We start from the raw sequence: 26,035 nt of genomic DNA, 5'->3' as shown, positions 1-26,035 counted from the left end.
TCCAGCAGCGAGGGACCGCACCATGTCAGTGCCCGTCACGCCCGCCCCGCGCCGTATACGTACGCCACGGCCCCGGCATCCGGCCGCCCTTCTGGCCCCTCTCCTCGCAGCGGGCGCGGGCGGCGGCGCCGTGAGCGTGCTGGCGCCCCCGGGGGCCCGTCCCTGGGTCGCGGGGACGGTCGCGGTCGCCTGGGTCTGGCTGGCGCTCACCGTTCTCCTCACCACGCGGACGGCCCGCCGGCTGCACCGGGCCGTGGGCGCGGCGGACGACGAGCTGCGCGGTCTGCGCGCGCAGGGGACCCGGGCGGCGGCGGAGTCCGCGCAGCTCGCCGATGTCACCCTCCCCTCCGTGCTCAAACGGCTCCGTGAGGGCGGGAGCGCCCGCGGCGCGGGGGTCATGCCGCCGTCCGAGCCCGCGCTGCGACGGGCGCTCCAGCTCTTCACCGACGAGATCACGGCGGCCGAGGTCCGCGCCAGGGCCGCCGAGGCGGGGCGTGCCGCGGCCGCCGAGCGGCTGGCGCACACCGTCGGCGGGCTGGACCGGCTGACGGGCGTGACCCTGCCCGCCGCCGTGGAGCGGCTGGGCGGCGGCGCCTCCGCCGACACCGTCCTCGCCGAGCTGGAACGACCGGACGACGAGCGGCTGCGCGCGGTCCTGGAGAACACCGTCCGCGCGCTGGCCTTCAGCGAGCGCCGGGCGGCGGCGGCTCGCGAGGTGAGCACCAAGGTGCTGAGCCGGGTGCAGGCGAAGGCCGTGAGCACCCTGGCCGATCTCCGGGACATGCAGGATCGTCACAGCGAAGAGGTGTTCGGGGATCTGCTGCGCCTCGATCACAACACCTCGCAGCTCGGACTGCTCACGGACCGGCTGGCGCTGCTGATGGGCGGCCGGACCAGCCGGGCGTGGAACAAGCCGATCGTGATGGAGTCGATTCTCCGCGGCGCCGTCGGCCGGATCGCCGCCTACCGGCGGGTACGGCTCCACTCCTCCAGCACCGCCTCGATCGTGGGGTACGCGGCCGAGGGCGTGATGCATCTGCTGGCCGAACTGATGGACAACGCGGCCAACTTCTCCCCGCCGATCGACGAGGTCCATGTCTATGTCGAGGAGCGGACGGCCGGGCTGGTCGTCACCGTCGAGGACAGCGGGCTGAAGATGCCCGAGGCCGCGCTGCGGCGGGCCGAGGAGGCGGTATCGGGCCGCGACCACGATCTGGCCCGGCTCCAGAGCACCCGGCTGGGGCTGGTGGTGGTGGGGCTGCTGGCCGTGAAGTACCGGATGAGCGTGAGCTTCCGGCCCTCGTCCCGGGGCGGCACCGGGGTCGTGGTGCTCTTCCCGCCGGAGCTGCTGCACCAGACGCGGCACACGGTGGGCGAGGAAGCGGCGGCGCTGTCGGGGACGGCGGCCCTGCCCCCGGAGCCGACCGGGACCCGGGCCCCCGAGCCGCGTCCCGCCGCGGCCGGGTCCCCGGAGCGTGCCACCCGAGCCGCCGTCGGCCGCGGTGCCACGGTCCACACCGTCCCGGCCCTCCCGGCCTCCGCCGCGCCGCCGTCCCCCGCCGAACCGGTCGGTCCGGTCGGTCCACGGCCCCCGCTGCCGTCCCGGGGCGGCGGCACCGGGCCGCAGCTCTCCACCCCCGGCGGGCTGCCCGTGCGTCCCCCGGGGCGCACCATGGCCGCCGCGGAACGGGGCCGTCCCGAGGCCGAGTCCCGGGCGGCGCACTCCCCCGCCCCGCCGCCGCGCGACGCCGGAACGCAGTTCGGGGCCTTCCACCGGGCCCGCAAGGAGGCGAAGGGGCACGACAGAGGGTGATCGCGGAGTGGCGGCGGAGCCGCTCCCGCCCTCGTCTGTCGCCGTGCCGCCCCACTGCCACGCCGCCGCGTGCCCCGGCCTCCCGTTCCCCCGTCCCTCATCCGTCACCCCTCTCACCCACCCCGCTCACCCACCACCCATCGCATCAGTCCATCGGAACCATCGGATCAGCGAACCCACGGAAGACAGGAGGCACGGGCCGGTGGGCCGGACCGTCCGGCGACACCCGCCCCACGCACCATGCAGACCACGGACAACAGCCTGACCTGGCTACTGGAAACCCTGCTCGACCGGACCCCGGGCACCCGGCACGCCCTGGTGCTCTCCCGGGACGGGCTGAAGCTCTGCTGGACCCCCCATCTGACCCTCGACCAGGCCGACCAGCTCGCCGCGATCTGCTCCGGCATCCAGGCGCTGGCGCAGGGCGCGTCCGTCGAGTTCGGCAACGGCCAGGGCGGTGTGCGCCACTCCATGACGGAGTTCCACGGCGGGCTGCTCTTCATCGTGGAGGCGGGCACCGGGGCGCATCTGGCCGTCGTCGCCGAGGACGGCGCGGACCCGGGGGCCGTGGGCCATCAGATGACCGAGCTGGTCGAGCAGATCGGCGAGCACCTGCGGGCCGAGCCGCGCACGACGGCCCCCGAGACCCGTCTCTGATGGTGCGACGCCCCGTCGACACGGGGGACCCCGACCGGCTCTACACCGTCACACAGGGCCGCAGTCACCCCGTCGACGACTCCTCCTTCGACCTGGTCACCCTGGTGGTCAGCGAGTGCGGACCGACGCCCGGCATGCAGTCGGAGCACGTCCGGATACTCGAACTGTGCCGACACCCCACCGCCGTCGTGGAGATCTCCGCCGAAATGCGGCTGCCGATCACGGTGGTACGGATTCTGCTCGGCGACCTTCTGTCGACGGGGCGTATCACCGCACGCCACCCCCGGGCGGGACGGTCCCTGGTCGACCTGCCCGACCCGTCCTTCTTGGAGGAGGTGCTCCATGGACTCCGCAATCTCTGACCCGCCCCGCCACCGCACCCCGCTCGCGCACTCCGCCGAGACCGGGCTGAAGATCGTGGTCGTCGGCGGCTTCGGCGTCGGCAAGACCACCCTGGTGCGGTCCGTCAGCGAGATCCGCCCGCTGAACACCGAGGAGGTGATGACCCAGGCCGGGATCGGTGTGGACGAACCGGCCTGTGTCACCACCAAGACCACGACCACGGTGGCCTTCGACTTCGGCCGGATCAGCCTCAACGACCGGATGGTCCTGTACTTGTTCGGCGCACCGGGGCAGGAGAGGTTCTGGTTTCTGTGGGACCGGCTCTTCTCCGGCACCCTGGGGGCGGTCGTCCTGGTCGACACCCGCCGGATGAGCGACTCCTGGTACGCCATCGACCGCCTCGAACACCACCGGACACCGTTCGTGGTGGCGGTCAACCGCTTCGACGGCGACCACCCCTCCTTCCCGCTGGAGGAGATCCGCCAGGCCCTCGCGCTGGACGCCCGGGTACCGCTGATCGACTGTGACGCCCGGGTCCGCGCCTCCGGGAAGCAGGTGCTGATCACCCTCGTCGACCATCTTCAGCGACTGGCCAGGGCCAGGGAGACAACGCCATGACCGAAGCCGACTTCACCGCGTCCGACTTTTCCGACCATCCCGATCTCTCGGGCCTCTCGGGTCTCTCCGACATTTCCGCTTTCTCCGGCCCCGCCGACCCGGCGGACCCGACCGATCCGGCCAGGCCCGCCGGTGCACCGCCGACCGGCTGCCCCGCACACCTCGCGCACCCCGCGGGAGCGATCCGCCTCAGCGGTCTGGAGTACCAGCAGACCCCCGCCGAGCTGTACCGCAGCATGCGCCGGGAGCACGGTCCGGTCGCGCCCGTGCTGCTCGACGGTGACATCCCCGCCTGGCTTGTTCTGGGCTATGCCGAGGTCACCCATGTCACCGCCCACGACGAGCTGTTCGCCCGGGACTCACGCCGCTGGAACCAGTGGCCCTCGATCCCGGCGGACTGGCCGCTGCTCCCCTACGTCGGCCATCAGCCGTCCGTTCTCTTCACCGAGGGGGCCGAGCACCAGCGGCGGGCGGGGGTGATCACCCAGGCGCTGGAGGGGGTCGACCAGTTCGAACTCGCCCAGTGGTGCCGTGAGATCGCGCACCGGCTGATCGACGTGTTCGCCGGGAGCGGCCGGGCCGAGCTGATGGCCTCGTACGCCCATGCCCTGCCGATGCGGGCGGCCCTCCGGATGTGCGGCATGCCGTCGGGCGACGACACCGAGGACCTGGTGACCGATCTGCGGATATCACTGGACGCCCACGAGGGCGACGACCCGGTGGCCGCGTACGTCCGGGTCGGAGAGCGCATCCAGCGGCTCGTACGGGACAAGCGCCGGGAGCCGGGCGCCGATGTCACCTCCCGGATGATCACCCACCCCGCGGGCCTGACGGACGAGGAGATCGTCCAGGATCTGATCTCGGTCATCGCGGCGGCACAGCAGCCCACCGCCAACTGGATCTGCAACGCGCTGCGACTGATGCTCACCGACGACCGGTTCGCGCTGAACGTCTCCGGCGGACGGCTGAGCGTGGGCCAGGCGCTCAACGAGGTGCTGTGGCTGGACACGCCCACCCAGAACTTCATCGGACGGTGGGCGGTCCGCGACACCCGGCTCGGGGGCCGGAGCATCCGGGCCGGGGACTGTCTCGTCCTGGGGCTGGCCGCCGCCAACACCGATCCGCAGATCTGGCCCGAGGGGCATGTGGGCGCGGAGAACTCCGCCCATCTCTCCTTCAGCAACGGCGAGCACCGCTGCCCCTACCCGGCGCCGCTGCTGGCCGACTGCGTCTCCCGGACGGCGATCGAGACCCTGCTGGAGCGGCTGCCCGATCTGGTGCTCGCGGTGGAGCCGCAGGAGCTGACCTGGCGTCCGTCGATCTGGATGCGGGGGCTGACCGCGCTCCCGGTACGGTTCACCCCGGCCGGGGGCTGACCACCGGGACGGGACCCGCCGGGGCCGCCGACCGGCCCGTACCCGCACGCGGTACGGGCCGCACGCGCCCGCGGGCCACGGTCACCGGGTCACCGGGTCACCGGGTCACCGGGTCACCGGGTCACCGGGTCACCGGGTCACCGGGTCGAAACGTACCGGGAGCGCCGGATGGCCGCGGGTGAAGACGCCCTGTTCCGCGGGGACGAAGCCGTCGGCGAGCCGCAGACCGGGCATCGCGTCGAGCAGCATGCCGATGCCGGTCTCCACCTCCGCCCTGGCCAGCAGGGCGCCGACGCAGAAGTGGCGCCCCAGCGCGAAGGCCAGATGACCGGCGGCGGCCGAGAAGGCGGTGTCCGCGTCGAGGTCGTCGCGGAAGATGTCGAAGGTGTCCGGATCGCGGTAGCGCGCGGCGTCCCGGTTGGCGGAGCCGATCAGACAGATGACGGTGGCTCCGGCGGGTATGGTGCCCCCGCTGACGGTGACCTCCGCCGCCGTCTGCCGCATGATCATCTGGACCGGCGGGGTGTACCGGAGGGTCTCCGCGAACGCCCGGCCGATCAGCGAGCGGTCCTCGCGCACCGCCGCGAACTGCTCGGGATGCGCGAGCAGATGGGCGAAGACGGAGCCGATCGCCTTGTCGGTCGTCTCACCCCCGGCGGCGAGCAGCAGACTGCAGAACGCCTTGACGTCCTCGTCGCTCATCCGCACCCCGTCGACCTCCGCGAGACACAGTGTGGAGAGCAGATCGTCCCCCGGGTTCCTCCGGCGCTCCCGGATCACGGGGAGCAGATACTCCGCGAACTCCACCCGGGTGCGCTCGCCCGCCGCGGTGACCTCCGGGTCGCCGGTGAGGTTGCCGAGATAGGCGACGACGCTGCTGTACCAGCGGTGGAACCGCGCGTGGTCGGCCTTGTCCAGGCCGAGCATGTCGGCGATGACGTTGACGGGGAAGCGGGTCGCGAAGGAGTCCACGAGATCGGTGGCGCCGGTGTACCGGAAGGCGTCGATCAGCTCCCGGGCGTTGCGTTCGATCACCGGGAGGAACTTCTCGCGCAGTTCGTCGCCCCGGAACGCGGGCGCGACCAGGGCCCGTCGTACGGCGTGCTCCCGCCCGCTGAGCTGGAGGATGGTCCGCCCGTGCACCGGCTCGATCTGCCACCCGTAGTTGTCCGTGGTGAACAGCCCCTCCTTGTCCTTGAAGGCGCGCTCCACGTCCTCGTGGCGGGAGAGGACATGGCTGCGGGTGGCCTCGTGCCACAGCAGCGGGGTGTGCTCGCGCATGGCCCGGTAGACGGGATAGGGATTCTCGGCGAACTCCGGCGAGAGGATGTCGGGTACGTGGTGCGGGGTGGCCATGGCGCTCCCTCGGCGTAATGGACGACAGCCCTTACGCTAGGCGCCGCGGACTCGGCCGGGACAGATGGATCTTGGCCGAGTCCGGACGGTGCCCAAGGGCTCAGCCGCGGGGGGCCGCCTCGCGATGGACTTCCGTCAGCTCCCGGTACATGACGGCGTTGAGCCGGATGCCCTCGCGCTCCTCCTCGGTCAGCTCGCGCCGGACCCGGGCGGGGACGCCCGCGACCAGGGAGCCGGGAGGGACCATCATGCCCTGCGGGACGAGCGCCTGGGCGGCGACGAGCGAACCGGCCCCGATGTGCGCGCCGTTGAGGACCGTGGCACCCATGCCGATCAGCACGTCGTCGTCCACGGTGCAGCCGTGCAGGACGGCGTTGTGGCCGACGGAGACCCGTTCGCCGACGGTGACGGGAAAGCCGGGGTCGACATGGACGGTGCAGTTGTCCTGGATGTTGGAGTCCGCGCCGATGGCGATGGGGCCGCAGTCGGCGCGCAGCACGGCGTGGTACCAGACGCTGGCCCCCGGGGCCAGGGCGACCTCGCCGACGACGACGGACGTGGGCGCGGTGAAGGCGTCCGGCGCGATGTCCGGTTCCTTGCCCCCGACCCCGGCGATCCATGGTGCTGCGGTCATCGCGCTCTCCTTCCGGCGTGCGCCCCTCGGCGCACGCCGGGCAGCCTACCCAGGAGGTGATCAGAGACGATCAGGGGCGGTCGGGAGCGCTCAGGAGTGCGGACGCAGTGTCCAGACGATCTCCATCTCACCGGTCACGGCGCCGTCGGCGCGGGCGATGGAGACCTGGACGGAGAACTCGGGGCGTCCGCCCGCGTCCAGTTCGGCGACGATGTCGGCGATCGGGCGGCCGAGCGTGGCCGTCGCGGTCACCTCGCCCATCGCCAGCTTGCGGTACGCGATCTCCGCCTTCACCGCGAGCGGTACGGCCCGGTCCATCCGGTCGCCGAAGGCGGCGACGACGATGGCGCCGCTCGCGGATTCGGCGAGGGTGAACATCGCTCCGGCGTGCGGTCCGCCGACGTGGTTGTGGTACTCGGGCTGGTCCGGCAGGCGCAGTACGGCGCGCTCCGCCGTGGTTTCCAGGAACTCCAGCTTCAGGGTCCTGGCCATGGGGACGGTGGCGGCGAGCAGTTCGCCGACGGACATCTGATCAGCGCTCATGACCGCGATGTTACCCATGGGTAGTGACCTTGGCCATCCTCCAGGGGAGGCCGGGACGGTCCGGGCGGCACGCCGGCCTCTATGGTTGACCGCCATGTGGCCAGGACAGCAGCAGCCCGGAGAGCCGGGGCAGCCGAATCCGTATCAGCGGCCCGGGTACCCCGCGTCCGGACCTCAGCAGCCGAACCCCTACGCCCCGCAGCAGCGGACACAAGCGGGCGGACAGCCGGGGACCTCCCCGTACGGGCCCTTTGCGCACACACCCTCCCCGCCGTACGGACCCGGTGGCGCAGGGGCACACACCAGGACGGCGGAAGCCGCGGCGGCCGAGGCCGACAGGAAGCGGACGAGGGCGTTCGCGATCGGTGCGGTCGCGGCGGTCGTCACCACGGCGGTGATCACGGGTGCGGTGGTCCTCGGGACCGGTGACACCCGGGAGCCGGGCGCGCAGCGGCCGGAGGCAGGGGCAGGGGTGGCCGGATCGACCGGCCCGGAGTCCGCCGAGGGCGCCACGGAGCCCGAGGGGGCGGGGGAGGCCGGGGACCCCGCCGCGCCCGGGGGCGCGAACCCGCGGGAGGGCGGCGAGAGCGTGCCCACCGTCAAGGGCTGGAAGGTCGTCACCAACCCCAAGCACGGCACCCGGTTCGACGTGCCGCCCGACTGGTCGGTGTCCGCCTCCGGCATGAGCACCTTCGTCGAGGACCGGGCGAAGGGCGGTGGCACCCCGCTGATCACCATGTCCGCCCCGGCGCACCTCAAACCGGAGTCCTGCACCGGCGACACCGACGGCGACGGCGTGGCGGAGCCGTCCGGCCGGGCCACGGTCGGCACCAAGGGAGCCAAGGGAGCCAGGGACACCGCGACCGCCGCGCGCGGCGAGGCCGCGGCCTGGGCCTGGGGCGCCTATGCCCAGACGGAGCCGAAGGAGACGGTCAGGGCCACCCCCGCCAGGCCGTTCACCACCGCCTCGGGACTGAAGGGCAGCCTCGCGACCGCGACGGCGGCCGGGGTGCGCGGGAACGCCCCGTGCGCCACCGACGGCAAGTCGGCCGCGTTCACCTTCAAGGACCCGAGCGGCGAGTTCCGGACCTGGGTCCTCTACGCCGACGCGGGTGTCCCGGACGAGATCCCGGACGCCACCGTGGAACGGATACTGCGCACGCTCCGGCTCTCGGGAACACCCACCGGCTGACCGGAACCCGTCGGCACCCGACCCCTCCCCCGCTCCGTTCTCCCCTCCCCTTCCCCTTGCTCCGTGACGGTGCCGCGGCTCGGCCGCGGCGGTGGGGCGGGGGTGTGGGGCGCGGGGTCCCTCAGCCGATGCCGAAGGCCCCGTCCGGCGGCTCCGGGGACGGCTGGGCCTCCTGGTCCGCGACCGGGACCGCGTCCCCGATGAGCCGGGTCAGCGGCGCGCCGTGCTCCACCCGGGCCGGGAAGGGGTCGGCGGCACAGCGGCGGGCCAGCGCGGCGAGGTCGACCGGGGTCCGGGAGGCGAGCAGCACCACATTGCCGAAGCGGCGGCCGCGCAGCACGGCCGGTTCGGCGATCACGGCGAGTTCGGCGAAGACCTCGCGGAAGGCGGCGAGCTGGGAGCGGAGGAAGCCGAAGGGCGCGCCGTCGGCGATGTTCGCGGCGTACGTCCCGCCGGGGCGCAGCATCCGGGCCGCGGCCCGCGCGTACTCGACCGAGGTGAGGCCCGCGGGGATGCGGGAGCCGCTGAAGACATCGGCGACGACGAGGTCCGCCGAGTTCTCGGGGGCGGCCTCGACCCAGGCACGGGCGTCCGCCGCGCACACCTCGACCCCGGCGCCGGGCGGCAGCGGCAGCACGTCCTCGACCAATGAGATCAGGCCACGGTCGGCTTCGACAGCGAGCTGCCGGGAGCCGGGCCGCGCGGCGGCGACATAGCGCGGCAGGGTGAGGGCCCCGCCGCCGAGGTGCACGACGTCCAGCGGGGCGTCCCGGGGCTCCTGGACGTCGATGACATGGGCGAGCCGCCGGGTGTACTCGAACTCCAGCCGGGCGGGGTCGTCGAGGTCGACGTAGGACTGGGGCGCTCCGTCGACCGTCAGCAGCCAGGCCCGGTCGCAGTCGATGTCGGGCAGCAGTCTGGCGGTGCCGAAGTCCACGGATCTGGTCACCGGAAGGGGCTCGTTCACCGGGCCATTGTCGTCGGTCCCGGCGGGGGCGGCGGTACGGGGTGCGCGGGCTGCCGCCTGCCGCGCGGCGGACACCGGGCGCGGAGCGGAGCGGTGTCCGGGGGCGCCCCGGACGGGCGGCGCCGGGTACGCGGTGCCGGGTGCGGAGGGCCATGGCCCGGACGCCGGGTTTCGGCCACCCGGGACGCGCACAGGCCACCGGCCCGTTCACAGGACCTCGGTCACGGTGCCCGCGCCGATGGTCCGGCCGCCCTCGCGGACCGCGAAGCCGAGACCCGCTTCGAGCGGCGCGGGACGGCCCAGCCGTACGGTCATGGCGACCGTGGTCCCGGGGCGGGCGAGGGCGGGGGCACCGAGGTCGACGCCGCCGGTGAGGTCGGCGGTCCGCAGATGGAACTGTGGCCGGAAGCCGGTGCGCACCGGAGCGGTCCTGCCGCCCTCCCGGCCGGACAGCAGCCGGACCCGGGCGGCGAAGTCGCGCCCCGGTGTCAGGGTGCCGGGCGCGGCGACCACATGCCCGCGCCGGACGGCCTCCCGGGGCACCCCCCGCAGCAGCAGGGCGACGCGGTCCCCGGCCGCCGCCCGCTCCAGCGGCCGGCCGAAGGACTGGAGTCCGGTGACGGTGCACGCCCGGGGCCCGCCGTCCGCGCCGACGAGGTGGACGGGATCGCCGACGCGTACCGTGCCGCGTTCCACGGCGCCGGTGACCACGGTGCCCCGTCCGGTGACGGTGAGGACCCGGACCACCGGCAGCAGCAGCGGCGCGGCGACCGCGCGCGCCGGCGGCGGCACATAGGTCTCCACGGCGTCGAGGAGGGCGTCCACCGCCGCTGTCCAGCGCGGGCGGCCCGCCAGGGCCCCGACGGCGGAGACCTGGACGACGGGGGCGGACCCTCCCTCGTACCCCTGCGCGGTCAGCAGCCGCCGGACGCTCTGCTCGACCCGTACGGCGTCGTCGTCCTCGCAGGTCTCGGCCTTGTTGAGCGCGACGACGACATGGGCGACCCCGGCCTGGCGGGCGAGCAGCACATGTTCGGCGGTCTGGGGCATGACGCCGTCGGCGGCGGAGACGACGAGGATCGCCCCGTCGAGCCCGCAGAGCCCGGCGGCCGTCGTGCGGGTGTGGTCGGCGTGACCGGGGAGGTCGACATGGGTGTAGCGGCGGGTGTCGGTCGCGTACTCCACCAGGCCGGGATGGACGGTGATGCCGCGAATCCGCTCCTCGGGTGTCCGGTCGAGCCGGTCGAAGGGCACGAAGGCGCCGCCGCCCCGGGCGGCGAGCACCTGGGTGACGGCCGCGGTCAGCGTGGTCTTGCCGTGGTCGACATGGCCGATCGTGCCGATGTTCACCGCGGGTTCGGTCCGGGCGCCGGGCCGGAGGGCGGCGGCAGCGGAGCACGCGGTACGGGGAGTGCGCGGACGAGTGCTACGGGTGTTCCCGGCGAACGGGTCTGTGGACATGGCTCTTCCTCGGAATCCGTCACGGTGGAGGTCAGGGAGGGCCCCGCTGCGGGCGGGCCCTCCCCCGCGGGGGCCGGACGATCCGGGAAGGGCCCGCGTCAGCCGCAGCCGGGGGGAAGCGCCACGGCGGCGGCGACGGCGCTGTGCACCGGACTGGCGCAGGGGCGGCCCGCCGCGTCGGCCGTGCGGACCGGCGGGCGGACGGCGCGTGCCGCTGAGGGGGCGGTGAGGCGGTGGGCGGCCGGGGGCAGCGGTGCCACCGTGCGGAGCGCTGCGGTGCGGGCCGGCCGGAACATGATGCGATCATCGCTGCGGGCACCCGGCCCGTCGAATGGTTTTCCCGGCCCCGAGACCCCCATGACGGCGATCACATGCGCTCGTCGGTTAGTCTCCCCGGATGTTCGAGCCCGCCCCTAGACCGTCCACCGCTCTCGCCGTCCGCTGCGGAAGGGTGCTGCTCTCCCCGTGGTCCCGGCTGGCGCTGCTGTTCACGATGCTGGCCACGGCCGGCACCCTGGTCGTGCTGTACGAGCCGCAGCGGCTGCTCGCGGACGGCTGGCCCGCCGCCCGGCTGAGCGGCGCGGCGGCGGTGGTGCTGTTCGCGGTCGGCTACGGGGCCTGCACCGCCGCGTTCGTCCCCCGGCCGATCCTCAACCTCGCGGCGGGGGCGCTCTTCGGGACCCAGGCGGGCCTGGTCGCGGCGGTCGCGGGAACGGTCCTGGGCGCGGGGGTCGCCTTCACCCTCGGACGGGTACTGGGGCAGGACGCCCTCCGCCCGCTGCTGCGGGGACGGGTCCTGACCACCGTCGACCGGCAGCTCAGCGACCACGGATTCCGTTCGATGCTGGCGGTCAGGCTTTTTCCCGGGATTCCGTTCGCCGCGGCCAATTACTGCGCCGCGGTCTCCCGTATGGGGTACACACCTTTTCTGCTGGCGACCGCGGTGGGGACGATTCCCAATACCGCGGCGTATGTGGTGGCGGGTGCGCGCGCGGGCTCACCGACATCACCGGCGTTTCTGCTCGCGATGGGTTTCATCGTGGCGACGGGGCTGATCGCGGCCGTGGTCGCCTGGCGCAAGCGGCGCGCCCTGAAAGCCGGGTGAACGGCCCGCCCCGGACAACGGGCCGACGGCGCGCCCGAGCGCGGACCGCCGCGCGAAACGCCGGAGCGGGGCACTGTCACGAAAGCCGTCCCGTACAGCAGTTCACCGGGAGGACGCCGCCCGAACGCCACGTCACGTTCACTTCGGAGCGCTACGCTCATTCCGCACCGGCGCACCTTTGATCCGCTCCGCTCCGCGCCGTTCGGAAACGATCATCTTTGGGTGGCGCGCTTTTCCATGTCGTGGTTCGAATCCCTCATCCTCGGCCTCGTCCAGGGGCTGACCGAATTCCTGCCGATCTCCTCCAGCGCGCATCTGCGCCTCACCGCCGCGTTCGCGGGCTGGGAGGATCCCGGCGCGGCCTTCACGGCGATCACACAGATCGGCACCGAGACGGCCGTACTCATCTATTTCCGCGAGGACATCGGCAGGATCGTCCGGGCCTGGTTCCGCTCGCTCACCGACAGGGCGATGCGCCACGACCACGACGCCCGGATGGGCTGGCTGGTCATCGTCGGGTCGATTCCGATCGGGGTGCTCGGGGTCACCCTGAAGGACCAGATCGAGGGCCCGTTCCGCGATCTGCGGCTGATCGCGACCACTCTGATCGTCATGGGTGTCGTCCTCGGTGTCGCGGACCGGCTCGCGGCCCGCGACGAGTCGGGCGGTCGGCACCGCGCCGTGAAACAGCGCAAAACGCTCCGCGAGCTGAGCGTCAAGGACGGTCTGATCTACGGCTTCTGCCAGGCGATGGCCCTGATCCCGGGCGTCTCCCGCTCCGGCGCCACCATCAGCGGCGGTCTGCTGATGGGCTACACCCGTGAGGCGGCGGCCCGTTACTCGTTCCTCCTCGCCATCCCGGCGGTCCTGGCCTCGGGTGTGTACGAGCTGAAGGACGCGGGCGAGGGGCATGTGGCCTGGGGGCCCACCCTGTTCGCGACGGTGGTCGCTTTCGCGGTGGGATACGCCGTCATCGCATGGTTCATGCGGTACATCACGACCAAGAGCTTCATGCCCTTCGTCATCTACCGAATCCTGCTGGGAATCCTGCTGTTCGCGCTGGTCGGAGCAGGTGTGCTGAGCCCGCACGCGGGCGAGTCGGGCGGCTAGGGCCCATGCCCGCGGGTCCGGCGGGGCCGGAGGCCGGAGGCTCTTGAGGGGCGCCGGGAAAGCCCGGTGGGCCCGTCGTCTCCACGACGGGCCCACCGGGCTTGCGGCCGGGGCCTACCTCTGAGGGATCAGTCCCACGTGGGGTCGGGCCGGCCCGCCCTGGGCGCCGGAACGGCCGCCGCGGAGATCTCCGACGCCGTCACCTGAGCGGGCTCCACGACGGCCCCGCCCCCCGCGACCGTGGCGCCCACGGCGATCGCCGCCAGAGCACCCACCAGAACCGCCGCGGCCTTCAGTCTGTTGAACACGAAAACTTCCCCTCCCCAGGTCCACCCGGCCTTCCGAATGGACCGCAGTAACGTTTCCCCCGTCGCACTCCGTAGCCTTACATGTGCATATGACATATTCCAATACCTGACGCGTCAGGGGTTCCTCAAGGCGGCCACCGCCGCGGCGCGACGAGGTCCGAAACCCTCACCGCGGCGCGCTGTTGCACCTGTGACCTTTGCGGCACGGCACGGCCGACCCGTGCCGACCGTCCCGGCGGAACGGGTCGGCGCTCCTCAATCCATGAGGTTCATCACTCTGCGGGGCCCTCTTCGTACACACGGTTCACCATGCCCGCCGGGGAATCGCCCAGTTCACCCCGGCGATGACGGACATCCGTGCCCGGACAGCGGTGATTCGGGTGACCGACCGCACCTGCGACAGGGGAGACGGCGCCATCCCCGAGGCCGTAATCTGTTCGGCATGTCCCCCCTTCCCCGCGAGTCAGAGACTGCTTTGTCCGCCTTGTCCGCCGCTGAGCTCAACGCTCGCATCCGTGAGCTGTGGGCCGACGGTCAGCTCCCCGAGGAACGGCGCGGTGAGTACGAGGCGCTCGTCCTCAGGTGGGCGGCGGCCGCGCTGGAGCGGGCCGAGAACGTCGAGCCCGCCGCCTGAACGGAACCCTGTCACCCGCTTGGCGGCCCCGGCCGCATCGCACAAGCGAAGAACGGGAAGGCCGGCGCACGCGGCGCCGGGCGGCGCGGGGAGATCACGCGCGGCGCACTGGGCTAGCCTGACTGCACGATGAACCGTTTGAGCACGTCCTGGGGCGACTTCGCCCTCACCCGCTTCCCCGAAGACCCCCGCGAGCCGCTGCGCGCCTGGGACGCGGCCGACGAGTATCTGCTGCGTCGGCTCGCCGAGACCGAAGCCGAGGCCGAGACCGGGACACCGGACGGCAGGGCCGGGTCCAGGACGGAGAGCGGGGCAGGCCCGCTCTCCGGGACCGCCGGGGCGGTGGTCGTCGTCGGTGACCGCTGGGGGGCGCTCACGACGGCGCTCGCGGCCCACCCGCTCGTGGGGGCCGACCGGATCAGCCAGATCAGCGACTCCTTCCTCGGCCGTCAGGCGACCCTCGCCAATCTCGCCCGGAACACACCGCCCGGCTCCGGCGCGGCGGCGGACGTACGGCTGCTCTCCCCCCGGGACACCCCGCCGGAGCGGATCGACGTCCTGCTGGTGCGCGTACCGAAGAGCCTGGCGCTGCTGGAGGACCAGCTCCACCGGCTCGCGCCCGCCGTCCACGCGGACACCGTGGTGATCGGCACCGGCATGGTCAGCGAGATCCACACCTCCACGCTCCGGCTCTTCGAACGGATCATCGGCCCCACCCGGACCTCGCTGGCGGTGCGCAAGGCCCGGCTGATCCTCAGCACGCCGGACCGCTCGCTCACCCCCGGCCCGAGCCCCTGGCCGCTCCGGTACGACCTGCCCGCGGACATCGGGGCCCTCGCGGGCCGCACCGTGACCAACCACGCGGGCATCTTCTGCGCCGACCGGCTCGACATCGGCACCCGGCTGTTCCTGCGCAGCCTGCCCGAGCGCGCGGGACCGGTCCAGGTGGTGGACCTGGGCTGCGGCAACGGTGTCGTCGGCACGGCGGTCGCGCTGGCCGACCCCGGGGCGTCGGTGACCTTCATCGACGAGTCGTACTCGGCCGTGGCCTCCGCCGAGGCCACCTACCGCGCCAATGTCACCGGCGGCGCACCCGCCCGTTTCCTCGTCGGGGACGGGATGGACCCGGTGCCGGACGCCTCCGTGGACCTGGTGCTCAACAACCCCCCGTTCCACTCGCACCGCGCCACCACCGACACCACCGCCCGGCGGATGTTCTCCGGCGCCCGGCGGGCCCTGCGGCCCGGGGGTGAGCTGTGGGTCATCGGGAACCGCCATCTCGGCTATCACGTACGGCTGCGCCGTCTCTTCGGGAATGCCGAGGTCGTGGCGAGCGACCCGAAATTCGTGGTCCTGCGCGCGGTACGGCGCTGAACCGCGCCCGGCGGAGCCGGGCCGGGAGCCCCGGGGGCGGACGGCCCGGTCCGCACGCCCCCGGGGCTCCCGGCCCACGCGTTTCCCCCGGCGCACGGCTCTTGGCTCCGGGCCGGGGCGGGGCCGACACTGAGGCGATGACACAGCGCGTGGATCTCGCGACGGTGCTGGACCGGCTGGCCATCGACGATTTGATCAGCGGCTACGCGGCAGCCGTGGACGACGGGGACTGGGCCGCCTTCCGGGCCCTGTTCACGGAGGACGCCCGGATCGACTACCGCGGCGCGGGCGGGATCGCCGCCCCCGCCGCCGAGGCCGCCGCGTGGGTGGCGCGGGCCATGACCCTCTTTCCCGTACGCCAGCACCTCATCGTCAACCGACGGCTGCGGCTCCAGGATCTGGGCGGCTACCCCGGGGATTCCGCCGAGGTACGGGCGGACTACCTCAACCCGATGGGACGGGCGTCCGGCGACACCCATGTCTCCGGCGGGCGGTACGCCTTCGGAGCGGTGCGGACGGACGCGGGCTGGCGGCTGAGTTCCCTGGTCATCGAGGAGAAGTGGCGCCAGGGGCCCGGGCCGCGGGCCGAGGGGGGCCAAGGCGGTGGGACGGATTCCGGGCTCGGCGCGGAGCCCCGGGAGGCGGCGGGCGGCGGCTGAGACGTCCCGCCGCGGCACCGGGGCCGTGTTGAGGCGGGCCACGCACCCGGCGACACTGGAGGGAACTCTTCCGGGAGGGGACGAGGAGGCGCGGCCGTGCAGTTCACGAGCGGCGTGGCGAGATCCGCCCGGCGCTCCGCCGCCGCGGTCGTCGCCGGTGCGCTGCCCGTGCTCGCCTTTCCCGAGCCGTCCCTGTGGTGGTGGGCGTTCCTCGCGCTCGTCCCGTGGATGCTGCTGCTGCGGACCGCACCGACGGGGCGGCGGGCCGCTGTCGAGGGCTGGCTCGGCGGCCTCGGTTTCATCGTCGCCGTGCACCACTGGCTGATACCCAGCCTGCATGTCTTCACCGTGGTGCTGGGGGCGCTGCTCGGGCTGCTCTGGGCCCCCTGGGGGCTGCTCGTCCGCTCCCTGCTGCGGGGCCCGGGCCCCGGCCGGGCGCTCGCGGCCCTCGTCGTGCTCCCCTCGGGCTGGCTGCTGATCGAGCTGATCCGCTCCTGGGAGGGGCTCGGCGGGCCCTGGGGGCTGCTGGGGGCCGCCGAGTGGCGGATCGACCCGGCGCTGCGGCTGGCGTCCCTCGGCGGGGTGTGGCTGCTGAGTCTGCTGGTGGTGGCGGTGAACACGGCTGTCACCGAGGTGGTCGCGCTGCCCCGTACCCGTACGGCGGTGGTCTGCGCGGCGGTGCTCGGGGCCGTCCTGGTCACCGCGGGCGCGGCCGGGGCCCCGCGCCCCGGGGAGGCGGGCCGGGCCCGGATCGCCCTCGTCCAGCCGGGGGTCTTCGACGGGCCGGACGGGGCCGACCGGCGGTTCGCGCGGGCGGAGGAGCTGACCCGTACGCTCGCCGGGCGCGATCCCGATCTGGTGGTGTGGGGCGAGAGCAGCGTGGGCGCGGATCTCGGGCAGCGGCCGGATCTCGCCGCGCGGCTCGCGGCGCTCTCCCGTGCGGTGGGGGCGGATCTCCTGGTCAATGTGGACGCGCGGCGCACCGGCGCCGGCGGTGGGGGGATCTTCAAGAGCGCGGTACTGGTGGGGCCGCAGGGGCCGACGGGGGAACGCTACGACAAGATGCGGCTGGTTCCGTTCGGTGAGTACGTCCCGGCCCGGGGGCTCCTCGGCTGGGCGACATCCGTGGGGAAGGCCGCGGCCGAGGACCGGTCGCGCGGCACCCGGCCGGTGGTGCTGACGCTCTCCGGCGCGCGGCCCCGGGTGGGGCCGCTGGTCTGTTTCGAGTCGGCCTTCCCCGACATGGGCCGACGGCTGGTGCGGGACGGGGCGGACCTTCTGGTCGTGCAGTCCGCGACCTCGACCTTCCAGAGCGGCTGGGCGCCCGAGCAGCACGCCTCGCTCGCCGCGCTGCGGGCCGCCGAGACCGGCCGCCCGGTGGCGCACGCCACCCTCACCGGGGTCTCCGCCGTCCATGGCGCGGACGGCGGGCGGATCGGCCCGGCGCTGTCCACGGAGACGAGCGCGGCGGCGGTGTACGAGGTCCCGCTCGTACAAGGGATGACAGCGTACGTCCGGCTCGGGAACTGGTCGGCGGGCGCCGCGCTGATCGCCCTGTCGGCGTGGGGCGCGGCGGGCGGCGGACTGCGGCTGATCCGCCGCGCGGACCGGGGGCAGGACACGGACCGGGGAGGGGGCGCGGGCCGGGCGGCCGGACACCAGCGGAGACCGGGCCGGTCAGCGGGTCGGGAACGGGACCCGGGGCAGGCAGGCGGTCGGGGACGCGGCCCGGGGGCGGCGGGTCAGGGACGGGCCGAGCGCTCCTGGATCCCGAGCACCACCCGTTCGCACAGCTCATGGGTGAGCAGGGCGTCCCGTGCGCTGAGGACCGTCCCCGCGCGCACCGCGTCCAGGAAGGAGAGCACCACCTGCTCGATGCCGCGCTGCCGGGCGACCGGGACCCAGTCGCCGCGCCTGCGGACGCTGGGCTGCCCCTTGTGGTCGACGATCTCGGCGATATCGCGCACCTCGCGCTTGGTGTCCTGGCCGGAGACCTCCAGGATCTCCTGGGTGGAACCGCTCTTGCGGTTCATCACCCCGATGGCGGTGAATCCGTCGCCGGAGAGCTGGAGCATCACATGGTGGACGAGCCCGTCGACGACCTTGGCGCGCACGTCGGTGTGGTCGACGGTGCCGGGCACCAGGAAACGCAGGGTGTCCACGACATGGATGAAGTCGTCGTAGACGAGCGTGCGCGCGTCCTCGGCGAGCCCGACGCGGTTCTTCTGCAGGAGGATCAGATCGCGCGGGTGTTCACGGCACTGGGCGTAGGCGGGCGCGTGACGGCGGTTGAAGCCCACGGTGAGCGTGGTGCCGCGCTCCTCGGCGAGGCGCACCAGCCGTTCCGCCGCGCCGAGTTCATAGGCGAGCGGCTTGTCGACGTAGGTCGCCACCCCGGCGTCCAGCAGCGCCGTCACGATCCCGGGGTGGGTCTCGGTCGGGGCGTGGACGAGCGCGGCGTCGAGCCCCTGGGCGAGCAGCGACTCCAGGGTGGTGTGCCGCCGTTCCCCGGGGACGTGGTACGCGTCGCCGACCCGGTCCAGAGTGGCGGGGGTCCGGGTCTGGAGGTGCAGTTCGACGCCGGGGATGGTGCCGAGGACGGGCAGATACGCCTTCTGCGCGATGTCTCCGAGTCCGATGCAGCCGACCTTCACCCGATGCCTCCCCGACAGCCCTGGCGCCCGTGCGGCGCCCGGTCAGCATACGGGGGCGGGTCCGGGGCAGCCCGACCCGCCCGGCTGACCTGGGGTCACCCGTGCGGGCCCTTGTGTGTCCTTCCCCTGTCCAGAGGGCCGCCGACGGTCCACAGTGGCGGCTGTGGACCGTACGACAACCACGACAAAGGCCGTGGTCTCGCTCGCCGTCTGGGTCATGGCCCAGCTCGCGCTCTCCGGCTGTGTGACCGTGGAGCCGCCGCCCTCCGGGCCGCCGCCGCGCGGCGGCCGTCCGGAGCCGACCGCCGACGCGCGGATCGTGCAGGGGCCCGCCCGGGAGGTGCTGCGGGCGGCGCCGGACGAGCCGGTCGACCCGCCTCCGCCCGACTCAGCGGCCGGGGGCACCGCCCCGCTTCCGCCGCCCCCGCCGCCCGCTCCCGTACCTGCTCCGGCGGCGGAACGGGTCCGTCCCCCGACGGCCGCCGGGGTCCGGGGCGCGCCCCGGACCCTCCCCCGTCCGGCGCCCCGGCCCCGCCGGGTCCCGGCGCCGCCGCGGGTCGTGCTCCCACCGGACGTCTGCCGTCTGGGCGAGGCCCACGGCGGCTGGCGGCGGGAGAGCGCCCAGTCCAGGGCGTGCCGCCAGGTCTACGGCAGGCTCACCGGCCGCTGACCGGGACCGGCGGCCCCGGACCGGCCGCCGCACCGCGCCCGTCAAGCGTCCGGCCCCGCGCTCCGGGGCGCACGCGAGCCCCGGGCCGAGCCCCGTGCGGGCCTGTGCGGGTCAGCACTCCTCGGCCTCGGCGAGTCTGCGTTCCAGCCGCTCCACGGCGGTGCGGACCCCGGGGCCGTGTCCCCCGTCCCCCAGGGCCGCCATCGCCTCGCGCGCCCGGTCCAGATGGATACGGGCCGCCCCGGGGCGCTGGAGCTTCAGATAGTCGGCGGCGAGATTGAGATGGAGCGCGGGGTAGAAGGCCCGGATCGCCGCCCCGGCGCCGCCCCCGTCGGCCGCCGCCAGCGCCCTGAGGTCCCAGGCCAGCTCGTCCCCCGGGTCGTCCTGGGCGTCGGCCAGATAGTGGGCCAGCGCGCAGCGGCGGAAGGCGTCGGCCGAGGCCCCGATCTCCGACCAGAGCGCGCCGAACCGGTTCCGCGCCTCCTCCCGGTCGCCCCCGTGCAGCAGGATGACCGCCTGCCCGATCCGGGTCATCACGGCGTCGTCCGACGCCTCCTGCTCCCTCATGCGGCCTCCCGCGTCCGTACCGCGCACGGCGACGACGATCCGCGAGGCTCTCCGCGCCCCGCGGGGGCGGAGGGTCCACGCGAAACGACGCTAAGCCACCCGGAGCGAACCCGCACAGGATCGACCCCGCCCGGGGCCCGTACCGGTGGGCCTCCGTCCCGCACGGGAGGGCGCCACCGGCCCGCCGGGGAGCGGCCCAGGGGGAGCCTGGGCCGCGGCGGGGGCCGTCCTCAGGAGGCCGACGGACCGAGGTCCGGGATGCGCCAGTCGATGGGCTCGTGCCCCTGCGCGGCCACCGCCTCGTTGATCTGGGTGAAGGGGTGGGAGCCGAAGAACTTCTTCGCCGACAGCGGCGAGGGGTGCGCCCCCTTGACCACCACATGGCGGGTCTCGTCGATCAGCGGCAGCTTCTTCTGCGCGTAATTGCCCCAGAGGACGAAGACCGCCGGGTCGGGCCGCTCGGCCACCGCCCTGATCACCGCGTCGGTCACCTTCTCCCAGCCCTTGCCCTTGTGGGAATTGGCCTCGCCCGCCCGCACGGTCAGCACCGCGTTGAGCAGCAGGACGCCCTGCTGGGCCCAGGGCATCAGATAGCCGTTGTCCGGGATGGGCAGGCCCAGCTCGGTGTGCATCTCCTTGTAGATGTTCCGCAGGGACGGCGGAATCCTGACGCCCGGCCGCACGGAGAAGCAGAGCCCGTGCCCCTGGCCCTCGCCGTGGTAGGGGTCCTGCCCCAGGATGAGCACCTTGACCTTGTCGTACGGGGTGGCCTCCAGGGCGGCGAAGACCTCTTCGCGCGGCGGATAGACCGCCCCCTTCGTCCGCTCCTCCGCCACGAACTCGGTCAGCTCCTTGAACCAGGGCTGGGCCAGTTCATCGCCGAGGACGCCACGCCAGGACTCGGGCAGCAGGTCGGTGTCGGTCACGTCAAGAACCTCCGGAACGCTTTCAGTTGCTGATCACAGAACCTACCGGGAGCCACTGACAACGGGCTCCCCGAGGCCGGACCAACCCCGCGCGAACGGCGTCCGGCGGCGCCGCCGACCACCGGCTGCCGGCTACCAGCTCGCCTTGCGGTACAGCTCCCACAGCTGCATGACGGTCTGCGGGTCGAGGGCCCGCTCACCGCCGCCGATCTCCTCGCTCACCGCGAGATACAGCTTGCCCTGCCACAGCGGCAGCAGCCGTACGTCCTTCGCGATGATCTCCTGCGCCCGTTCGAAGTCCTTGGTCACCGCTCCCCGGTCGGTCTCCCGCCGGGACGCGGGCAGCAGCTCGTCCGTGATCTCGGTGCTCTCGTACGGAGTGGCGAGCACATTGTTCTCGCCGACGAACGGGGCGATGAAGTTGTCCGGGTCGGGGAAGTCGGGGAACCAGCCCCGGCCGAAGACCGGGTAGCGGGCGGAGGTGTAGCCGCGTTTGAACTCCTGCTCCGGCCTGCCCTGAACGGTGACCCGGAACAGTCCGGACGCTTCGAGCTGCCGCTTCAGCTCGGCGAACTCCGCGCGGGTCGCCGAGCCGTAGCGGTCCGTCGTGAACCACAGCTCCAGCTCGACCGGCGCGGTGATGCCCGCGTCCCGCAGGATCTCGCGCGCCTTGGCGGTGTCCGGCTCGCCGTAGCGGTCGAAGAAGACGGTGCTGTGCCCGGCGATCCCCTTGGGAACCATCGAGTACAGCGGCTCCGCGGTGCCGTGGTAGACCTTCGAGACCAGCGCGCCCCGGTCGACGAGCTGGGCGACGGCCCGCCGCACGGCGAGCTTGCCCGCCTGGGGGTCCTTCGCGTTGAAGACGAGGTAGCGGATGTCCGCGCCGACCGTCTCCACGAGCCGCAGCCGGCTGTCCCGCGTCCCCTGCTGCTGGAGGTCCACGACGTCCTGCGCGCCCAGTCCCCGGTAGGTGAGGTCGACGCGCTCGTCCTCCAGCGCCTTCACCATGGAGTCGGAGTCCCGGTAGTAACGGATGGTCACGGCATCGTTTCTGCGCTCGGCGAAGCCCCGGTAGTTCTTGTTCCGTTTCAGCTCCGCCCGCTCCCCCGCGGCGTACGCCTCCAGGACATAGGGCCCCGAGCCGGTCAGCCGGCCGTCCCGGCGCGGCCGGTCGGCGGGGTACTCGCCGGGCGGTACGAGGGAGGTCGCCGGGGTCGCGAGGATGAAGGGGAAGGTGGCGTCCGCGGACTTCAGCCGGAACCGGACCGTCCGCTCTCCGGTCACCTCGATGCGGTCGAGCGAGTTCAGCAGGCCGCGGGGACCGCCCCGTCTGTCGATGGTCACGATGCGGTCGATGGAGTGCTTGACCGCCGCGGCGTCGAGTTTCTCCCCGTTGGAGAACTCCAGGCCCTCCCGCAGCTCACAGCTGTAGACGCGATGGCCCGCGTCCACGAAACCGCAGCTCTTCGCGGCGTCGGGCTGTGGACTTGTGCTCCCTGTGGGCAGGCTGAGCAGGGTCTGGAACACATTGCGGTACAGCTCCCAGGAACCGTCCCAGGCTTCGGCCGGATCGAGCGTGGTGGGCTCGCTCGTGGTGCCGACAGTGATCCTCTTCTTCCCGCCCGACGCTTCGTCGGTGAGCAGCCCGCACCCGGCCAGCAGGGTTATGGACGCCAGGGCGGCAGAGGCCCGGAGACAGGTTCGATGGAACACGTGGACGCTCCTCGTTCGGCCATGAGGGGGCCGACCCTACCGCAGCGCCCCACCGGATCAACTGGCAAGCCCGGCAGGGCCTTTGCGTCCTCGTTCCACACCTCCCGGCCACCGGACCGGCGCCCGGGAACCATGACCGATGCCCGTGGAACACCGTCCGATATCCGGGAACGGCCGCGCCGGAACGGGGTGCCGTCCACCACTCCCGCGCGGGCCTCGTCCGTCCTGTCAGTGGACCCCGGCGCCGAGGAAGAGGCCGCCGTCGACCACCAGGGTCTGCCCGGTGATCCAGTCCGCCTGGTCGGAGGTGAGGAAGGCGGCGGCACCGCCGATGTCCTCGGGCACCCCGAGCCGCCCCAGGGGATACCCGGAGGCCGCTTCCTCCTCCCTGCCCTCCCACAGCGCCTGGGCGAACCGGGTCTTCACCACCGCGGGCGCGATCGCGTTGACCCGTACCCCCGGCGCGAACTCATGGGCGAGCTGGAGCGTCAGATTCACCATCGCCGCCTTGCTCATGCCGTAGGCGCCGATGAACGGGGACGGGGCCAGGCCCGCCACGGAGGCGATGTTCACGATCGCCCCGCCGTGCTCCCGCTGCCAGGCCCGGTAGGTCTGCTGGGCGAAGCCGAGCGCCGAGATCACATTGGTCTCGAACACCTTGCGCACGACCTGGAGGTCCAGCTCCGCCATGGACCCGTACACCGGGTTGGTCCCGGCGTTGTTCACCAGGAAGTCGACCCGCCCGAAGGTCTCCATGGCGCGTTCCACGGCTTCCGCCTGATGGGCCTCGTCGTGCGCCTTGCCCGCGACGAAGATCGCCCGGTCCGGGCCGAGTTCGGCCACGGCCTCCTTGAGCGCGTCCTCGCCCCGCCCGGTGACGCAGACCCGGTCGCCCCGGGCGACCAGCGCCCGCGCGACCCCGAAACCGATGCCCCGGCTCGCGCCCGTGATCAGCGCGACCTTTCCGCTCTCGGGTACCTCAGCGGCCATCTCCGCCGCTCCTTTCCGCTGTCGGCTCTCGTCCCCGCTTGTCCGCTGCGTGCTGCGCAGGGATCAGTTCAGCGGTCCGCCCGCCACGTACAGGACCTGTCCGGAGACAAAGCCCGTGTCGTCGCCGGTGAAGAACGCGATGGCCCCGGCGATGTCCTCGGGGCGGCCGACGCGCTGCACCGGGATCTGGGTGGCCGCGACCGCCTGGAACTCCTCGAAGTCCATGCCGACGCGCTGCGCCGTCTGCGCCGTCATGTCGGTGACGATGAAGCCGGGGGCGACGGCGTTGGCCGTGATGCCGAACTTGCCCAGCTCCTTGGCGAGGGTCTTGGTGAAGCCCTGGAGCCCCGCCTTGACGGCCGCGTAGTTGGCCTGTCCGCGGTTGCCGAGGGCGGAGGACGAGGAGAGCGAGACGATCCGGCCGAAACCGGCGTCGACCATGTACTTCTGGCAGGCCCGCGTCATCAGGAAGGCGCCCTTGAGATGCACGTTCATCACGGTGTCCCAGTCGGACTCGCTCATCTTGAAGAGCAGGTTGTCGCGGAGCACACCCGCGTTGTTGACCAGGACGACCGGCGGGCCGAGTTCGGCGGCGACCCGGGTGACGGCGGCCTCCACCTGGTTACTGTCGGAGACGTCGCAGCCGACCGCGAGCGCGGTGCCGCCCGCCGCGGTGATCTTCTCGACCGTCTCCCCGCAGGCCGCCTCATCGAGGTCGAGTACGGCCACGGCGCGGCCGTCGGCGGCCAGCCGTACGGCGGTCGCGGCGCCGATCCCCCGCGCCGCTCCGGTCACGACGGCGACACGCTGCTCGGTGGTGGACATGCTTCTCTTCTCCTCGCCCATGAGTGGCCCGATACCCCGGAAGGCCCCGGGGCGCCGGTGGGTGCCCCGGGGTACGGCCCTGTGCCCGGATCACCGCCCGCCCCGGCGGAACCGGTCGGGCGGGCGATGTGCACGGACGAGTGAGCGACCGCTTAGTACCTTCGGCAGACGAGACGCTAGAAGCCCCCGCAGCCGGTGTCAACGGCCCACCGGGTGCGGCGCATCACCCCATGCGTACGCCGGGGCCACGAACACGGCCGTGCCCCGGGGCGGCCGATGGCCGGGCCCGGGGCACGGGGGCCCTTCGTCCTCAGCGGACGAGCAGCTCCAGCAGCCGCTCCACCTCGGCCTCCGGGTCGGCGGTCAGCCCCGTGTGCACGGGCCCCGGCTGCACCACCGTGGAGCGCGGCGCGATCAGCCAGCGGAACCGGCGCCCCGCGTCGTCCCCGGCCGCCTGCCCGGACTCCGCACCGCCGCGGCAGACCGACTCGACGGCGTGCAGCGCGGCCCGTACCCCCGTCACATCGGCCGCCGGGTCGAGCGCCCTGAGCTTGTTCTCGTCCAGATGGGTCCGGGCGGCGACGAGGGACCTGGCCCGGCTGTAGACCACGACCCCGGCGTTGAAGCACTCCCCGCGCTCGACCCGGGGCACCACGCGCAGCAGCGCGTACTCGAAGACCTGGCGCTCGCTCATGCGCGGTCTCCCTTCCGTGCGGTGGGGTCCAGACGGGCGGTCAGCCAGCCGGGGGCCTGCGAGGGCCGGTCGGGGGTGGGCTCGTCCAGGGTGATCCGGGTGTGGACGGTGGCCGCCCGCGGCAGCAGGGCCTCCACATAGGCCCGGCGCAGCGCGTCCGGTGTGTCGAACCCGGGCTCGTCCACCAGCCAGGCGTCGGGGACGTCCGCGGCCACCTCGGTGAGCAGCTCCTCGGTGACGAGCGGGGCCAGCTCGGCCGCGGCGGCCCGGACATCGGGCCGGAAACGGGCGAGGGCATGGTCGGAGGCGTTGTACGGCTTGGCGGCCGACGCGGCGGCCGAGGGCCAGTTGTGGTGCCAGATCATGGTGGCTCCATGATCGATGAGCCATAGATCTCCGTGCCACACCAACAGGTTCGGGTTGCGCCAGGAGCGGTCGACGTTGTTGATCAGCGCGTCGAACCAGACCACACGGCCGGCCTCGGCGGGGTCCACCTCGTACGCCAGCGGGTCGAAGCCGATCGACCCGGGCAGGAAGTCCATGGCGAGGTTGAGTCCGCCGCTGGCCTTCAGCAGCTCCTGCACCTCCTGGTCCGGCTCGCCGAGTCCGATCACCGGGTCGAGCTGGATCGCGGCCAGCCGGGGGACGCGCAGTCCGAGCCGGCGGCCCAGTTCGCCGCAGACGACCTCGGCGACCAGCGTCTTGCGGCCCTGTCCCGCGCCGGTGAACTTCATGACATACGTACCCAGGTCGTCCGCCTCGACGATGCCCGGGAGCGAGCCGCCCTCACGCAAGGGCGTGACATAGCGGGTCGCGATGACTTCGGTGAGCATCGCTCCACCCTATG

General features: G+C 73.3%; 27 protein-coding genes and 1 pseudogene. 13 read left to right on the top strand and 15 right to left on the bottom strand.

The genetic code is table 11. From position 1 onward, the window contains the following. The first annotated feature begins 22 nt into the window (after positions 1-22). The 5 genes from CRV15_RS25405 (at position 23) to CRV15_RS25385 (ending at position 4,806) form a co-directional block, all read left to right on the top strand. Positions 23-1,813, top strand: a complete 1,791-nt coding sequence (locus CRV15_RS25405; protein WP_003959633.1) for a sensor histidine kinase — start codon at positions 23-25, stop codon at positions 1,811-1,813. Positions 1,814-2,053: 240 nt separating this feature from the next. Continuing rightward, positions 2,054-2,470 carry a roadblock/LC7 domain-containing protein gene (locus CRV15_RS25400; protein WP_003958985.1) on the top strand — a complete coding sequence of 139 codons (417 nt, stop codon included), beginning with the start codon at positions 2,054-2,056 and terminating at the stop codon, positions 2,468-2,470. Continuing rightward, positions 2,470-2,832: a DUF742 domain-containing protein gene (locus CRV15_RS25395; RefSeq protein ID WP_003959635.1), complete on the top strand. Its 363-nt coding sequence runs from the start codon at positions 2,470-2,472 to the stop codon at positions 2,830-2,832. The genes CRV15_RS25400 and CRV15_RS25395 overlap by 1 nt, the downstream gene beginning before the upstream one ends. After that, the gene (locus tag CRV15_RS25390; protein ID WP_003959636.1) at positions 2,813-3,430 is read left to right on the top strand and encodes a GTP-binding protein; all 618 of its coding nucleotides are present in this window, start codon (positions 2,813-2,815) and stop codon (positions 3,428-3,430) included. The genes CRV15_RS25395 and CRV15_RS25390 overlap by 20 nt, the downstream gene beginning before the upstream one ends. After that, entirely contained in the window at positions 3,427-4,806 is a 1,380-nt protein-coding gene (locus CRV15_RS25385; RefSeq protein WP_003958982.1) for a cytochrome P450, read from the top strand. Before CRV15_RS25390 ends, CRV15_RS25385 begins: the two co-directional genes overlap by 4 nt. 129 nt (positions 4,807-4,935) lie before the next feature. On the opposite strand, the gene CRV15_RS25380 is transcribed toward CRV15_RS25385, so the two are convergent. From CRV15_RS25380 to CRV15_RS25370, 3 genes are all read right to left on the bottom strand, one after another. Next, positions 4,936-6,162, bottom strand: coding sequence for a cytochrome P450 (locus CRV15_RS25380; protein WP_003958981.1), 1,227 nt, complete (start codon positions 6,160-6,162; stop codon positions 4,936-4,938). Positions 6,163-6,262: 100 nt separating this feature from the next. Then, complete coding sequence (locus CRV15_RS25375) at positions 6,263-6,796, bottom strand: gamma carbonic anhydrase family protein (RefSeq protein ID WP_003958980.1); 534 nt, start codon at positions 6,794-6,796, stop codon at positions 6,263-6,265. 90 nt (positions 6,797-6,886) lie between these two features. Further along, positions 6,887-7,324 carry a DUF4442 domain-containing protein gene (locus tag CRV15_RS25370; protein WP_003958979.1) on the bottom strand — a complete coding sequence of 146 codons (438 nt, stop codon included), beginning with the start codon at positions 7,322-7,324 and terminating at the stop codon, positions 6,887-6,889. A gap of 109 nt (positions 7,325-7,433) precedes the next feature. On the opposite strand from CRV15_RS25370, the gene CRV15_RS25365 reads away from it, so the two are divergent. Next, on the top strand, positions 7,434-8,531 hold the full coding sequence (locus CRV15_RS25365; RefSeq protein WP_003958978.1) for a DUF8017 domain-containing protein: 1,098 nt from the start codon (positions 7,434-7,436) through the stop codon (positions 8,529-8,531). A gap of 121 nt (positions 8,532-8,652) precedes the next feature. Here the strand turns inward: CRV15_RS25365 and CRV15_RS25360 are convergent, their stop codons facing one another. The 3 genes from CRV15_RS25360 to CRV15_RS25350 form a co-directional block, all read right to left on the bottom strand. Further along, on the bottom strand, positions 8,653-9,498 hold the full coding sequence (locus CRV15_RS25360) for a spermidine synthase (RefSeq protein WP_029182837.1): 846 nt from the start codon (positions 9,496-9,498) through the stop codon (positions 8,653-8,655). Positions 9,499-9,705: 207 nt separating this feature from the next. Beyond that, positions 9,706-10,959 (bottom strand): elongation factor Tu, encoded by a 1,254-nt coding sequence (locus CRV15_RS25355; protein ID WP_003959639.1) that lies wholly within the window; start codon positions 10,957-10,959, stop codon positions 9,706-9,708. Positions 10,960-11,057: 98 nt separating this feature from the next. After that, the gene (locus tag CRV15_RS25350) at positions 11,058-11,255 is read right to left on the bottom strand and encodes a hypothetical protein (RefSeq protein WP_009995422.1); all 198 of its coding nucleotides are present in this window, start codon (positions 11,253-11,255) and stop codon (positions 11,058-11,060) included. A gap of 101 nt (positions 11,256-11,356) precedes the next feature. Here CRV15_RS25350 and CRV15_RS25345 point away from each other — a divergent pair, with 101 nt between their 5' ends. Both CRV15_RS25345 and CRV15_RS25340 read left to right on the top strand, forming a co-directional pair. After that, positions 11,357-12,064 carry a TVP38/TMEM64 family protein gene (locus CRV15_RS25345; RefSeq protein WP_003959641.1) on the top strand — a complete coding sequence of 236 codons (708 nt, stop codon included), beginning with the start codon at positions 11,357-11,359 and terminating at the stop codon, positions 12,062-12,064. A 237-nt stretch (positions 12,065-12,301) separates the two neighbouring features. Next, positions 12,302-13,174 (top strand): undecaprenyl-diphosphate phosphatase, encoded by an 873-nt coding sequence (locus tag CRV15_RS25340; RefSeq protein WP_003959642.1) that lies wholly within the window; start codon positions 12,302-12,304, stop codon positions 13,172-13,174. Positions 13,175-13,302: 128 nt separating this feature from the next. On the opposite strand, the gene CRV15_RS25335 is transcribed toward CRV15_RS25340, so the two are convergent. Then, positions 13,303-13,482 (bottom strand): hypothetical protein, encoded by a 180-nt coding sequence (locus tag CRV15_RS25335; protein ID WP_009995424.1) that lies wholly within the window; start codon positions 13,480-13,482, stop codon positions 13,303-13,305. A 484-nt stretch (positions 13,483-13,966) separates the two neighbouring features. Between CRV15_RS25335 and CRV15_RS25330 the strand changes: the two genes are divergently transcribed. The 4 genes and pseudogenes from CRV15_RS25330 to lnt all read left to right on the top strand — a co-directional run. Further along, on the top strand, positions 13,967-14,116 hold the full coding sequence (locus CRV15_RS25330; RefSeq protein ID WP_009995426.1) for a hypothetical protein: 150 nt from the start codon (positions 13,967-13,969) through the stop codon (positions 14,114-14,116). A 129-nt stretch (positions 14,117-14,245) separates the two neighbouring features. Further along, positions 14,246-15,490, top strand: a complete 1,245-nt coding sequence (locus tag CRV15_RS25325) for a methyltransferase (RefSeq protein ID WP_003959645.1) — start codon at positions 14,246-14,248, stop codon at positions 15,488-15,490. 137 nt (positions 15,491-15,627) lie between these two features. Continuing rightward, positions 15,628-16,149, top strand: coding sequence for a nuclear transport factor 2 family protein (locus tag CRV15_RS25320; protein WP_063646027.1), 522 nt, complete (start codon positions 15,628-15,630; stop codon positions 16,147-16,149). A gap of 96 nt (positions 16,150-16,245) precedes the next feature. Next, positions 16,246-17,826 (top strand): annotated as a pseudogene (gene lnt, locus CRV15_RS25315) (apolipoprotein N-acyltransferase); the annotation flags it as partial. A gap of 65 nt (positions 17,827-17,891) precedes the next feature. Here the strand turns inward: lnt and CRV15_RS37735 are convergent. Beyond that, positions 17,892-18,803 (bottom strand): Gfo/Idh/MocA family protein, encoded by a 912-nt coding sequence (locus CRV15_RS37735; RefSeq protein WP_003959648.1) that lies wholly within the window; start codon positions 18,801-18,803, stop codon positions 17,892-17,894. A 163-nt stretch (positions 18,804-18,966) separates the two neighbouring features. Between CRV15_RS37735 and CRV15_RS25305 the strand changes: the two genes are divergently transcribed. After that, positions 18,967-19,473, top strand: coding sequence for a hypothetical protein (locus tag CRV15_RS25305; protein WP_230864096.1), 507 nt, complete (start codon positions 18,967-18,969; stop codon positions 19,471-19,473). 111 nt (positions 19,474-19,584) lie between these two features. Here the strand turns inward: CRV15_RS25305 and CRV15_RS25300 are convergent, their stop codons facing one another. The 7 genes from CRV15_RS25300 to CRV15_RS25265 all read right to left on the bottom strand — a co-directional run bounded on the left by CRV15_RS25300 (position 19,585) and on the right by CRV15_RS25265 (position 26,021). Then, positions 19,585-20,040, bottom strand: coding sequence for a hypothetical protein (locus CRV15_RS25300; protein WP_009995435.1), 456 nt, complete (start codon positions 20,038-20,040; stop codon positions 19,585-19,587). A gap of 230 nt (positions 20,041-20,270) precedes the next feature. Further along, on the bottom strand, positions 20,271-20,966 hold the full coding sequence (ung, locus tag CRV15_RS25295; protein ID WP_003957188.1) for a uracil-DNA glycosylase: 696 nt from the start codon (positions 20,964-20,966) through the stop codon (positions 20,271-20,273). A 132-nt stretch (positions 20,967-21,098) separates the two neighbouring features. Then, entirely contained in the window at positions 21,099-22,679 is a 1,581-nt protein-coding gene (locus CRV15_RS25290) for an ABC transporter substrate-binding protein (RefSeq protein ID WP_003957187.1), read from the bottom strand. 228 nt (positions 22,680-22,907) lie between these two features. Continuing rightward, positions 22,908-23,669, bottom strand: a complete 762-nt coding sequence (locus CRV15_RS25280) for an SDR family oxidoreductase (protein ID WP_003957185.1) — start codon at positions 23,667-23,669, stop codon at positions 22,908-22,910. Between the two features lie 63 nt (positions 23,670-23,732). Then, positions 23,733-24,494 carry a 3-oxoacyl-ACP reductase FabG gene (gene fabG, locus CRV15_RS25275; RefSeq protein WP_003957184.1) on the bottom strand — a complete coding sequence of 254 codons (762 nt, stop codon included), beginning with the start codon at positions 24,492-24,494 and terminating at the stop codon, positions 23,733-23,735. Positions 24,495-24,804: 310 nt separating this feature from the next. Continuing rightward, complete coding sequence (locus CRV15_RS25270; RefSeq protein WP_003957183.1) at positions 24,805-25,188, bottom strand: DUF3037 domain-containing protein; 384 nt, start codon at positions 25,186-25,188, stop codon at positions 24,805-24,807. Next, positions 25,185-26,021 (bottom strand): HipA family kinase, encoded by an 837-nt coding sequence (locus tag CRV15_RS25265; RefSeq protein WP_003957182.1) that lies wholly within the window; start codon positions 26,019-26,021, stop codon positions 25,185-25,187. The genes CRV15_RS25270 and CRV15_RS25265 overlap by 4 nt, the downstream gene beginning before the upstream one ends. Positions 26,022-26,035: the final 14 nt, after the last annotated feature.

This window comes from Streptomyces clavuligerus (assembly GCF_005519465.1).
Taxonomy (GTDB): domain Bacteria; phylum Actinomycetota; class Actinomycetes; order Streptomycetales; family Streptomycetaceae; genus Streptomyces; species Streptomyces clavuligerus.
This window is presented reverse-complemented; position numbering and strand designations above follow the sequence as displayed.